10 protein-coding genes are annotated in these 12,648 nt (G+C 48.7%); 3 read left to right on the forward strand and 7 right to left on the reverse strand.

Features of this window, described 5'->3' with window-relative positions; genetic code table 11:
• Position 1 precedes the first annotated feature (1 nt).
• From EXU85_RS31085 to EXU85_RS31110, 6 genes are all read right to left on the reverse strand, one after another.
• Positions 2–553 (reverse strand): carboxymuconolactone decarboxylase family protein, encoded by a 552-nt coding sequence (locus EXU85_RS31085; RefSeq protein WP_142775807.1) that lies wholly within the window; start codon positions 551–553, stop codon positions 2–4.
• Positions 554–751: 198 nt separating this feature from the next.
• On the reverse strand, positions 752–1,918 hold the full coding sequence (locus EXU85_RS31090) for a methionine aminotransferase (RefSeq protein WP_142775808.1): 1,167 nt from the start codon (positions 1,916–1,918) through the stop codon (positions 752–754).
• Positions 1,919–2,004: 86 nt separating this feature from the next.
• Positions 2,005–2,271, reverse strand: a complete 267-nt coding sequence (locus EXU85_RS31095) for a hypothetical protein (protein ID WP_142775809.1) — start codon at positions 2,269–2,271, stop codon at positions 2,005–2,007.
• Positions 2,272–2,275: 4 nt separating this feature from the next.
• A complete protein-coding gene (locus EXU85_RS31100) occupies positions 2,276–3,244 on the reverse strand; it encodes a DUF1684 domain-containing protein (RefSeq protein WP_142775810.1) in 969 nt (322 codons plus the stop codon).
• Positions 3,241–4,470, reverse strand: a complete 1,230-nt coding sequence (locus EXU85_RS31105) for a sterol desaturase family protein (RefSeq protein WP_142775811.1) — start codon at positions 4,468–4,470, stop codon at positions 3,241–3,243. The genes EXU85_RS31100 and EXU85_RS31105 overlap by 4 nt, the downstream gene beginning before the upstream one ends.
• A 7-nt stretch (positions 4,471–4,477) precedes the next feature.
• Positions 4,478–5,296, reverse strand: a complete 819-nt coding sequence (locus EXU85_RS31110) for a phytanoyl-CoA dioxygenase family protein (RefSeq protein WP_142775812.1) — start codon at positions 5,294–5,296, stop codon at positions 4,478–4,480.
• 466 nt (positions 5,297–5,762) lie between these two features.
• Between EXU85_RS31110 and EXU85_RS31115 the strand changes: the two genes are divergently transcribed.
• The 3 genes from EXU85_RS31115 to EXU85_RS31125 all read left to right on the forward strand — a co-directional run bounded on the left by EXU85_RS31115 (position 5,763) and on the right by EXU85_RS31125 (position 11,565).
• Positions 5,763–8,984: a SusC/RagA family TonB-linked outer membrane protein gene (locus EXU85_RS31115; protein ID WP_142775813.1), complete on the forward strand. Its 3,222-nt coding sequence runs from the start codon at positions 5,763–5,765 to the stop codon at positions 8,982–8,984.
• A gap of 110 nt (positions 8,985–9,094) precedes the next feature.
• Positions 9,095–10,630: a SusD/RagB family nutrient-binding outer membrane lipoprotein gene (locus EXU85_RS31120; RefSeq protein ID WP_142775814.1), complete on the forward strand. Its 1,536-nt coding sequence runs from the start codon at positions 9,095–9,097 to the stop codon at positions 10,628–10,630.
• A 155-nt stretch (positions 10,631–10,785) separates the two neighbouring features.
• Positions 10,786–11,565, forward strand: coding sequence for a phytanoyl-CoA dioxygenase family protein (locus EXU85_RS31125; RefSeq protein WP_142775815.1), 780 nt, complete (start codon positions 10,786–10,788; stop codon positions 11,563–11,565).
• Positions 11,566–11,636: 71 nt separating this feature from the next.
• Here EXU85_RS31125 and egtD read toward each other — a convergent pair whose 3' ends face one another.
• The gene (gene egtD, locus EXU85_RS31130; RefSeq protein WP_246859659.1) at positions 11,637–12,551 is read right to left on the reverse strand and encodes an L-histidine N(alpha)-methyltransferase; all 915 of its coding nucleotides are present in this window, start codon (positions 12,549–12,551) and stop codon (positions 11,637–11,639) included.
• Between the last annotated feature and the right edge of the window lie 97 nt (positions 12,552–12,648).

The following is a 12,648-nucleotide window of genomic DNA, read 5'->3' on the forward strand; positions in this document are numbered from 1 at the left end:
GCTAGGGATTGGTTTGCGGTTGAGTTAACGGAAGATAAGGATACAGGTATTCGTCGATTTTTACGTCCAGTACGTTGTTAAAAACATTGGTGGCAATCATCTGCCCCGCAAATGCGACTAACACTACAATTTCGGCATCGGTGTAGCGCTCACTGATGGGTGCGTAAACCGCATCAGAAACCTCACCTTTATGCAGGGCAATGGCACTCCCAAAATCGATGACCGCCTGCTCATGGTCCGTCAGTTGCAGGTCTTCGGGTCGCTCGCCATTGTCGATGATGATCCGGCGAAAAAACGTTGTGCAGAGCGGGCAATTCGATCCTTCCGAAATAGCATGTGCGTACAAATACGCCAGCCGGTCGCCCAAAATGGCTTTTACCTGCTCATACAATGGATACCATTGCATATACACTTGAAACGAAAGCAACGACCTGCCCAGGGTGGCTTTCATATTCGTGATGCGGCTACCAGGATAATCAGTAACGTGGGCATCGAAAGCAACCTGAACATCGGGCGTTGCTTCGTTGTACGGAAGGGGTGAAATGCGGGGCATAGAGGTAAACGTTAGTCCATCGTTGACGCTTGGCTCCGCCGAGTGTCTGTTATTTTTTAGGGCCTCTGGCCCGTGTTTCTTTATTAAAAACTCAGACTGAACATCAATTGATTTTCCTGCAATCGGGCCAGAGGCCCTTTGAATACAAGACACTCGGCAGAGCCAAGCGTCAACAAGACTCCGAGTTTGTTGGGGCCTTTACAAGTTGTTCAATCGCTGGGCGGCTTCTTCCAGAATGGCATCGTCTTTAGCGAAGCAGAAGCGCAGGATTTTATAATCGTTTTTCTGATTATAAAACACCGAAACCGGAATCGACGCAACACCAATTTCGTTGGTTAACCGGATGGCCAGGTCATAATCCGGCTCATCGGTAATGGCGGCATAGGAGACCGTCTGGAAAAAACTCCCTTCGGTTGGTTTGAACGTAAATCGGGAACCTTGCAGACCAGCCAGAAACAAGTCGCGCTTACGTTGGTAAAAATCTGGTAACTGACGATAGTGATCCGGCTCATTCAGGTAGTCGGCCAGTGCGTATTGTATTGGTGTAACGGTGCTGAATGTTAGATACTGGTGAATCTTCCGAAACTCAACACTCAACGCTTTCGGGACCAGACAGTAACCTATCTTCCAGCCCGTAATATGAAATGTCTTCCCAAACGACCCAATGATAAACGTGCGCTCCCGCAGCTCCGGGTGCGTCATCAGCGAATGGTGTAGCCGACCGTCAAACAGAATGTGCTCATACACTTCATCGCTCACGATCCAGATGTCGCGGTCACGAACGAGGTTTGCCAGTTGGGCCAGATCATCCGTTGTCCAGACATGGCCGGTAGGATTATGGGGCGTATTGACCAGAATCAGCCGGGTTTTATCCGTAATTTTTTCGCGTACCACCTGCCAGTCGATCCCATAATCGGGCGGAGTTAGGGTGACATATACGGGAACACCCCCATTTAGGTCGATGGCGGGTACGTAACTATCATAAGCGGGTTCAAACACCAGCACTTCATCCCCCGGTCGGACCACCGCCGTTACAGCGGCAAAGATGGCTTCGGTGGCGCCGGATGTAATCGTAATTTCGGTTTCGGGATCGTAACTGACCCCATACTGATCAGTCGTTTTCCGGGCCAGTGCTTCCCGCAAAGCCGGAACGCCCGTCATGGGCGCGTATTGATTAAAGCCTTTCCGCAAATACTGTTCAACCAGCGACACCAGTTTGGGCGAGCAATCGAAGCCCGGAAACCCCTGCGACAGGTTAATGGCACCAGTTTCGGTCGCCAGTTTCGACATAACCGTAAAAATCGTCGTGCCTACGTTAGGCAGTTTCGACGCAAGGCTGGACAGCGTAGATAGGTGGTTGGTCATTAATTGTCATTCTTGGTCATTGGTGGTCATCACTGGTCATTGATAGTAAAGCGATTTAGCGCAAATGACTATCAATGACAACCTATCTATAACAGATCGCTTAGCGATAATTTGTCAATATAGGGCTCAAGTTCGTTTGTATCAGTCAGAACGCGCACCAAGTTAACACTGTACTGCCGCTGGCAAATCCACATCTCCACAAAAAAGGTATTGACGGCAACTAAATGCAGCCAAAAACCGGGAATTCTCCGGGCTTCGAGTAGAATGCCCCGTTGCCAGATCAGGTTTAACTGATCCTGGTAGGCCAGACTATGAAAGAAGTCCGCTCCATTAGCGTCGAGATTAGGCTGCATATACTCAGTGGTCCCCGTAGCGTTTTTCACCCGCTGTAACGGCCAGAGCCAGTTTATTCTGCTTGGGTGGCAGTGGGCAGGTAGCAAATGTTGTGAAAGCACAGGGCGGGTTGATGGCCTGATTGAAATCGAGCGTGGTTGTGCCATCGGGACCCGCTTTATCGGCATACAGGAAGCGGCCTGCCCCATAGGTATCATGGGTATTGGTGGGATCACCAAATAAAATAAACAGCTTCTCCCCTTCACCAGCGGCATCCAGGCGGTAGGTTTTTCCTCCTCGCTCAAAAACGAGTGTCCCGGCCAGTGGGTATTGCGACAACTGTCCAATCACATCCATGATGGGAATAGTTTTGGGCTCCGATGGCACTTCCAGCCGGGCTTTAAGTCGCCAGGTTTCATCTACCGGAAAGCGGTCTATTCCATGAAATTCGTTCAGGGCCGGGCTTTCCAGATCACGCAGACGAACCCCGTATTTATTACCTCGTTTAATAATGAACCAACGAAGTGACCCATGTTGCAGAGTTACCGGCTTTTTGCTTTCTGGCGAAAAGATCGTTTCTGTCGTAAGCAATGGTTCTGGCTTTACAGAAGAGCCATCGGTTGACTGGCCTAATCGGTCGGCGAGTACAGCGGCTCCCGGCGCGGGCGTGAAGAATACCGTTCCATTTGTAAGCTGAAAGGTGCCTACTTGTTCGGGTGCCTTTCCCGATGGAAACGTAATGTCATTACCCGTATCGCTACCTACCTTATTCGCTCCTTCCTTAAGCCAGTACAGGCCCGCTACATTCAGCCAGCCCGATTCGCTTTTGAGTGATTTCACCCGTTTTTGATGCCACTCCTCTAGTTGTACTTTGTAGGATGGGCCGTCCGAAACCCGCCAGCCTACCGAGGTCAGCATAGCCAGTAACCACAGTCCGAAAAAACTGCCCGAGTAGATGTTCAGAGGGCCGATAGAAGAATCCGTGCGTTTCATAGTGAGGAACCGTATACCAATTGAAAATACCGTTTTTGAATACCTGAGAAGTATGCCCAGAGCGACAGGGCGCCGATATAGCCCAACACTAGGAGCATGGGATAACCTAACACACTATATAAAGCCAGCCAAAGCACCATCACTCGCCCAATTTCAAGGTATAACACCCATTGCCGCTGTTCGAGTAAGGCACCACAATTGACTAACGTAAGCAGAATAAATAAGGCTGTCAAAAACTGAAGATAGCCCGGTACGTACGATTCGATCAGCAGAAAGCCGAACAGAATCAGCAACGTGCCCGCCATCTGTCCGATCACGTAGCCTTTAAACCGGCGTCTTTTCGTATGTACGGCGGTACGGCTGGCCGCATCAGCGGATAAAAACCGACGTTCCAACTCATCCCGTATACCAGGATCGACCGAATCAGGTCGGCCAAACAGCACACGTAGTTTTCCTGACCAGCCAGTTTGCCGCCTGGCCGCTACCAATACTTCGAGAAGTCCATGAAAATGCTGCCATAAAAAACTATGGCTGTTCAGTTGCTTAGTCAATCCATACACCGGCTCTGTCTGCTCTTCCATAAACGTGCCAAATAGTTTATCCCAGATGATAAGCACATCACCGTAGTTTTTATCCAGGTATTCGGGGTTGCTGGCATGATGCACCCGGTGGTGCGAAGGTGTTACCAACACATACTCAAGCCAGCCCAATTTACCGATTGTGCGGGTGTGGATAAAAAATGGATATAGCCCGTGAATTAGAAGAACCGTTGTAATCATCTCCGCCGGAAAGCCAATGACGGGCAATATTGACCAGAAGCCTGTGCGGACAATGGCCTGAAACACCGTAATCCGGGCCGAAACCGTATAATTGAAATCTTCACTCTGATGATGAACCACATGAACGGCCCAGAGCACGTTTATTTCGTGCGCCAGCCGGTGATACCAATACCAGACAAAGTCCGTTGCGATGAACAGGCCAATCCAGCCCCATGCATTCGCCCGAATATCGAGAAGTGCATAGTGGCGATGCAGGTAGTCATACACGAAATAAAACAGCCCAACCGTGAAACTATCCAACAGCCGCTCGGCAATACCCACATTGAGGTTCGCAACAGCGTTATTAAACTGGAAATAGTTTTTCTTCTGCGCTTTTGCAACAAGGTATTCCGCACCCATAAGGAGCAGAAATAGAGGAACCGCAAAAGCAAGCCAATTCAACTGCATGGGTATCTTAGTTCTGGATTCTAGCAGCAAAACGATGGTAGAAAGGCGTTTTGCTGGATGCACTTTTTGGCTGGTAATCGCCCGTGATAATGGGAATGTACATAACCCGACGGCGGCTTTCAGCGCCCAGTTTAGGCGATTGCTCCACCCGATGCCACAGACTGCCATTATGAATGGTTAGATCCCCCGCTTCAATATCGAATCCAACTTCGCGCGGATCGGGACGGTGATCGATAAACTGACGCTTACGAAACAAAGTCATCAGTGTATTTTGCTTATGCGTGCCAGGCAACACGCGCAGGCCACCATTGCTCTTTGGGCAATCATCCAGATGCAATCCTACATTCAGCATAGGACGGATGCGATGCCCCAGGAATAAATCGCGCGGGCTATCGGTATGCCAGCCCATGCGCGAGAAATTACTCTCGGGTGTGCGTACATAGTGATTGACCACCAGACCGTCTTTCTCGATTTCGTTAATGCGGCCATCGTAGGGTTGTAGGAGTGCCGTTAATGCCTGTAGTCGATCATCCTGCAGAAATTCACTCAGAATGGGACTAAACAACGAGGTGAAGGCAAACCGCTGTACAATCGTTTGCCCATTTTCATCTCGGCCGAATTTCAGGGGAGTTCCATTGATTTTATCTACCTTCTCCGCCAGCCAATTCGCTTCAACGCGCTGTAACTCCTTCAGGAAAAGCTGCACTACGTCACGACTAACAAAGTTTTTAATATGCAGAAAGCCGTTTTTTTCAAAAAAGGCCGTTTGATCAGCGGTCAGCGCTCCCGCTGATTGATTAGCAACTGGGTGTTCGGTGAGTACCATTGATGTAAACTGTTGGTCTAATTTCACATTCAACTATTTACTATATAGAATAAGTATAGTAAATTTGATAATGAAAAGCAAACTATCGTTTGCTATGCACTATAGATAAGTAATTATACTTATCTATTTTCTTTTATTAATCAGTAAGAGCTGAAAGCCTTTCATTGTATTGGTAGTTCAGCCCCTGCTTAAACTCCTTGTTAGAACGCAAACGTATTAGTTGTTTACGGCTACCAATCAGGCAATTACCGGCTAAAGGAGCTACCTGAAATCTAAAAAACAGGACTACCCCTTTAGATTGATGGACAAAGGTGAATATCGTTTTTCAGTATTCCAAATTTTTTTGAGTTGATTCTAAAATGGATAGTAGAAAGTGTCATATTCACACTTTAGTTTGCTAATAATTAAAAAAAGATTTTTTTGGCTTTTTCAGATACAGAACTTTAAAATAAACTTACTTGCCATAATGAAACACAATTTACGAATGAAGGTTAGGGCCTGTTGCTTTTTCCTATGGGCTGCCTTCCTGATCACACATGTGGCCCAGGCGCAGGATCGCCGGGTAACGGGCCGCGTTCTCTCCAGCAAAGACCAGCAACCCATTCCGGGCGTCAATATTCTGGTCAAAGACACGCAGTTGGGTACCACTACCGATGGGAATGGTAGCTTCTCGCTGAATGTTGCACCGAATGTTACGCTGGTTTTCAGTTCCATTGGCTTCGCGGGTCAAACATTGGCCATTGGCAATCAAACGCAATTGACGGTTACTCTTCAAGAGGCTGAACAAAGCCTGGGAGAAGTGGTTGTAACTGCCCTGGGTATCAAAAAAGAAGCAAAACGCTTAGGGTATGCCACCGCTATTGTAAACCCCGAACAGGTTACTACCAACCGGTCGGTTAACTTTATCAATGCGCTTCAGGGCAAAATTGCGGGGGTTAACATTAGTAGTCTTGGCACGGGTGCAGCTGGTTCCAGCAAAATCCGTATCCGGGGGCAGTCGTCGTTCTCGGGCCAGAACACCCCGCTCATTGTTATCAATGGTGTTCCTGTAGATAACACGAACTTTGGACAGAACAACGGCAACAACGGTAGCGATAATTCTGTTGCCAGCCGCGACCGGAACTACTCCGATGGTGGCGATGGCCTGTCATCAATTAACCCGGATGATATTGAAGGAATGACCGTTTTGAAAGGCGGTACGGCCGCAGCTCTTTACGGCTCCCGTGCTAAAGATGGGGCTATTCTGATTACGACCAAAACCAAGGGTACCGGTCAGGGGATTGGTGTAACGTACAATATGAACTACACAAATGACCACCCGCTGGATTACACGGATTACCAGTACGAATATGGTCAGGGAGAATACGGCGTTCGACCTACGGCGCCTAACCCAACCTCGGGTGTATGGAGCTTTGGCGAAAAGTTTGCGGGACAGACCCAGGTGTTATTTGGTGGCGTGACGGTACCTTATGCGCCCGTTCGGAACCGGATCAACACATTCTATCGTGATGGGTCCACCATGACTAACTCCATCGCGGTGTCAACGGGGAACGAAAAAGGCGGACTTAACCTGTCAATCTCAAACCTGGACAACAAAGGGATTACCCGCAATAACTCGTTTAATCGTAAAACCATTAATCTGGGCTTTACCTACAATCTGTCGGCTAGACTAACGGTTACGGGAACGATGAACTACTCCAATGAGTACAACAAAAACCCACCCCAAATTGCTCAGCAGGACAACAGTACACCTACCGTTATTTACACGCTGGCGAACTCCATGCCATTAGATGTACTGGAAGCGAACCAAATCAATCCGGCTACTGGTAACGAGTTCATCTATTCGCGGTTTATGAACCGAACGAATCCATACTTTGTGCTCAACAATAAATTCGAGAACATCCGTAGGGATCGTCTGTTTGGAAATATTTCAGCCCGTTATAACGTGACGGACTGGCTGTATGTTCAGGGCCGGGTAGGCCAGGATTACTGGTCAAGGGATCAGGATTATAACTTCCCAACGGGTCAGGCTTCCCTGGCTGCTGCCCCGGCTGGTTTTGTGAACGGTGCGTACGTGCAGGAAGCCCGCCGATTCCGCGAAGTCAATACGGACTTCCTGATTGGAGCCAACCATAAGTTTGGAGTATTTGGTGTTGACCTTACTTTAGGTGGAAACCAACTCTACCGTCGGAGTGATCTGAACAGTGTTCTGGCTACCGACTTCGTGGTTCGGGGTTTGTATGTTCCGCAAAACGGACGGGTAAAAGACCCAACCTATGGTCTGAGCGAACGCAAAGTTAACTCACTTTATGCCGCAGCTGAATTTTCCTATAAGGACTTCCTGTATTTGAACGGAACAGTCCGAAATGACTGGTTCTCGACCCTGGCCCCAGCAAACCGAAGCATTCTGTATCCTTCGTTAACCGGTAGCTTCGTCTTTTCCCAAGCCTTTAATAACTTACCTTCCTGGTTGAACTTCGGTAAGTTGCGGGCAGCTTACGCCGAAGTAGGTAGCGATGGTGACGTAGCCCCCTACTCGAACAACCTGTTCTATGCGGTTAATGCCAACCTCTTCCCAAACCCAGCTGGCCAAGGGCAGCCATTAGGCTACATTACCTCGAATACCGTGCCCAGTGCTACGCTGAAACCAAGTCGTGTAGCGGAAACCGAATTAGGTCTGGAGCTGAAACTATTCAATAACCGCGTTGGCCTGGATATAGCCGTTTATAACAAGATCACCAGCGACCAGATCGTTGCGAAGCAATCGTCTGATGCGTCGGGTTATACAAGTTCACTCATCAACAGTGGACAGAGCCGCAACCAGGGTATCGAGGTGTTGCTGAATCTGTCGCCCGTAAAGACGAAAGATTTCTCCTGGGATGTAACCTTGAACGGTTCGTACAACCAAACCAAGCTACTCCGACTGATAACCGATGACGATGGTACTCCAGGAAAAGACTACAATAACGACAAGCAAGCTGAGCAAATCGTAGTTGGTACAGGGATTTATGTTGGTGAATTACGGCAGGTGGTAGGTCAGCAATTGGGTCAGTTATATACCTATGGCTATAAGCGTAATGCACAAGGACAGCTCATCAACGGAACAGATGGTCTTCCTGTCCGGACCGATGCGCCTATTTCATTCGGTTCTGCACTGCCCCGCTTTGTGGGTGGTATTACCAATGGATTCAACTACAAAGGGTTAAGTTTATCGGTATTGATCGACTTTAAACTGGGTGGTAAAATGATTTCAGGTACCAACCTGAATGCCTTCCGACATGGCTTGCAAAAAGAAACGTTAGTAGGGCGGGGCGAGGCAGACAACAAAATGGTTGGGCCTGGTGTGAACGAAAAAGGCGAAGTAAATGCCGTCCGGGCATTTGTTCAGGATTACTATTCGGTGGGCCGCTCCAAGAGCCTTGGCGAACAAGTGGTGTACGACGCTGGCTTGTGGAAACTGCGTCAGATCAGCCTGGGGTATGACTTCACCAAATTGCTCCCTAAAACCTTATTCATCAAAGGCGTTCGGTTGAGTGCTGTGGCTAACAACGTGGCTATTCTGAAGAAATGGGTACCAAACATCGACCCCGAACAATTCGGCTTCAGTTCGGATAACCTGGTTGGTCTGGAATCAACAGGTTTACCAACCACTCGCAGCGTAGGCTTTAACCTGAATGTGAAATTTTAACTGAGTTTGAGGTTTGTAGTTTGATGTCTGATGTTGTCCAATACTAATTCGAGTAGATTAACCAACATCAAATCTCAAACTACAAACTTCGAACGGAAACCTTGTCCATCATGAAAAAGACATTCTTATATATACCATTAGCGGCCTTGCTCCTGACCACGAGCAGTTGCGACAAAGGGTTCGATGAACTAAACGTTAACCCAACGGCAGCCACAACGCTTAATCCAGTTTTTACGTTCAACAACGCCATGGTTGGCACCTCTTTCCCTGGCGGTATACTGACCTTTGAGGAGCCCACCGTTCAGCAGATGTTTACGCCAAACTCAGGGATCGTGGCCGGTGGCAATTTCAACATCGATAATCGCGGCCCCTCAGGTGTTAATGGCGCTATCTGGCGGCAGTATTACCAGAATGTGGTTCGGTATCTGGTCGATGTAGTCAATCAAACCAAATCAGATGCTAACCGGGCTAATCTTTATAATATGGCCCGCATCTGGAAGGCCTATACATTCTCTGTACTCACAGATACCTATGGTGACATACCGTATTCTCAGGCAGGTCTAGGGTATATTTCAGCAAACGTTGTGCCCAAATATGATACCCAAGAGAGTATTTATAATGATCTGATCAAAGAACTAACTGAGGCAACGACTGCGCTGGATGCTAGCAAGCCTACGGAAGCCGGTGAAATCACCTATGGGGGCGATGTTGCGAAATGGAAAAAATTCGGCAATTCGCTCCTGCTTCGTGTGGGTATGCGCCTGTCGAAAGTAAATCCGACGTTGGCACAATCGACCGTGCAGAAAGCAGTTGCCGGCGGGCTACAACAGTCAAATGCCGACAATGCGCTGGTTAAAAATAACGCCAACTATACGAATGGTGTGGGGGCAACGCTCAATTCAACGGAAGCGGCCAACTACTACCTAACTAGTACATTTGTCAATTACCTGAAGTCAACCTCCGATCCTCGACTCGCATCCATTGCCGTACGTTATGTAGGTGCGAAAAGTGGGCCTGAACAAACGGCGGCCAAAGCCAACCGCGACCCTGCGGTGCAAATTGGTATGCCCATGGGTTACGATAATGGTACTATTGCTGATCGCGCAGTGATTGATATTGGTACTCGTGAATTTTATGGTTACTCGCAACTAGATCGGACCCGGATGGGCAGTCAGTTTGCGCCCTGTTACTTAGTGACCTATGCACAAACTCAACTGCTCCTGGCTGAAGCCGCTCAACGAGGCTGGACTACTGGTAACGCGGCTGATTTTTATAATGCAGGTGTTACAGCGCACATGAAACAACTGGGCGATTACGATGCTACATCGCTGGTTTCCGACGCAAACATTGCGGCTTACCTCCAGAAAAATCCATATGATGCTGCTAAAGGCTACGAGTTGATCAATACACAGTATTGGATTGCCTCTTTCCTGAATGGACCGGAAGTATTCGCTAATTTCCGGCGGAGCGGCTTCCCTGCCCTGACACCGAACCCATACCCGGGCAAGGAAATCAAGGGAAATTTCATCTACCGCTTATCCTATCCAGATTCTGAGCAATCGGTTAACACGGCTAACCGTCAGGAAGCCGTTACCCGGCAAGGCCCTGATAATCTGGACACCCACGTGTGGTGGGATAAACAATAACTCAGTCTATCTTTTTTCTTAACCTAAACTAAGTGCTACAAGCCCGACCAATTGGTTGGGCTTGTTTGTTAATCAGTAAGCTGGTTTTGCCAACATTTGTATAGACATAATGTTGACTAGATCAAGCATAGTATGATCGTTAAGCAAACCCTTGTATGGCGAATACCCTTAGTGATGATCAGATCCAGGAATTTATTCAGAATGGCTTTGTTCGAATCGACGAGGCTTTTTCGGAAGAATTGGCGCAGGAAGGCCGAGCCATTTTGTGGACAGACACAGGCTGTGACCCAGAGGATCCAGCCACCTGGACACAACCCGTTATTCGGCTGGGGGGCTATGATCAGGAACCCTTCCGCCTAGCCGCTAACACACCCAGGTTGATCTCTGCCTACGATCAGTTGGTTGGTGCTGGTCGTTGGGAAGCGCGCAACAGCCTGGGTACGTTTCCAATTCGTTTCCCAAGTCCCGATGATCCGGGTGATACCGGATGGCATGCCGAAGCTAGTTTTGCAGGCCCCGACGGTTCGTGGCGATTAAATGTAAACTCAACTGGCCGGGCCTTATTGATGCTCTTTTTGTTTTCTGATGTTGATGGTCTGGATGCGCCCACCCGAATTTTAGTAGGCTCGCATCTGGATGTTCCCAAACTTCTGGAACCAGCCGGTGAAGCTGGTTTATCCTTCATCGAGTTAGCCGAAAAATTCGGACCATCACTTGATCGCCCAGTTAGTTTGGCAACCGGAAAAGCAGGCACCGTGTATCTATGCCACCCGTTTTTAATTCATGCCGCCCAGCCTCATCAGGGCACAAATCCCCGATTTATGGCGCAGCCACCACTTCTTCCGGCCGAACCCCTCCAACTGGAGCGAGCCGATGGTAACTATTCACCCGTTGAACAGGCCATTCGGTTGGGATTGCAACAAGAGAAAATATAAAACGCAAAGGTCGCGAAGTAGTTTTCATTGCGAGTTTTGCGCTTCCCTTTGCGTCTTTGCGTTAACCCTTCTCATCGTTCAAACACAACATCGGCAAAATAACCGTTGCTATCCGTGAACCAGCCAATTAGCGAAAACCCTGCCTGCTGAGCCAGATTTTCAATCTGCGCCCGCGTGAACTTCCGGGAAATCTCAGTATGAATGATTTCTCCGTACTCGAATGATACCTTCATATCAAGTGCTCCAATCTGAACGGTCTGGGCTTTCTGACTAACCAAATACGAGCGGGCCTCTCCCGTTTCGGGGTTATAGACTTCGTAATGATCAAAAGCCGACAAATTGAAATCGGCATCGAGCTCCCGGTTGATCCGACGGAGCAGATTCAAATTGAAGGCGCGGGTCAGCCCCTGCTGGTCGTTGTAGGCGGCATGAATAATGGCCGGGTGTTTCTGTAAATCGAAGCCCGTTAGCACCAGATCGCCGGGTTGTAGCCGATCATGAAGTTGCTGATAAAAATCAAGGGCAGCATCGGGGGTAAAGTTGCCAATATTCGATCCCAGGAATAAAACAACCCGCCTAGCATCCGATTCTTCGGACAACTGTTGCAGCGCATTGAAATAATCATCGTGCCGGGGATTAAGTCGCAAATCCGGCCATTTTTGACGTACATCGACCACTAAATCTTCAAGCGCATCAACAGATATATCAACCGGCGTATAGGCAAAGTTGGCGTTTTTATCGGCAAAAAAACCAAGCAAAATCTTGGTTTTCAGGCCATCGCCCGCACCCAGTTCAACCAGTTCAAACGGGCGACCATCGGGCGTAAACTGCTTGAGAAAATCCTCCTTATATGTATTTAGAATTTCATACTCCGACCGGGTCAGGTAGTATTCCGGTGCGTGCATAATTTCCTGAAATAACCGACTTCCTTCGGCATCATAGAAAAACCGGGATGACAATCGTTTCGGCGTTGTCTGTAAACCCATACGCACTTCGTCCGCGAGGGGTGAGGTGCTCGGGGCAGGGGTCAGGGTATCAAGATCAATAACGGCTGACTCCAGGTCCATGCCCTGCTCCTCGCTC

This window comes from Spirosoma sp. KCTC 42546 (assembly GCF_006965485.1).
Lineage (GTDB): Bacteria > Bacteroidota > Bacteroidia > Cytophagales > Spirosomataceae > Spirosoma.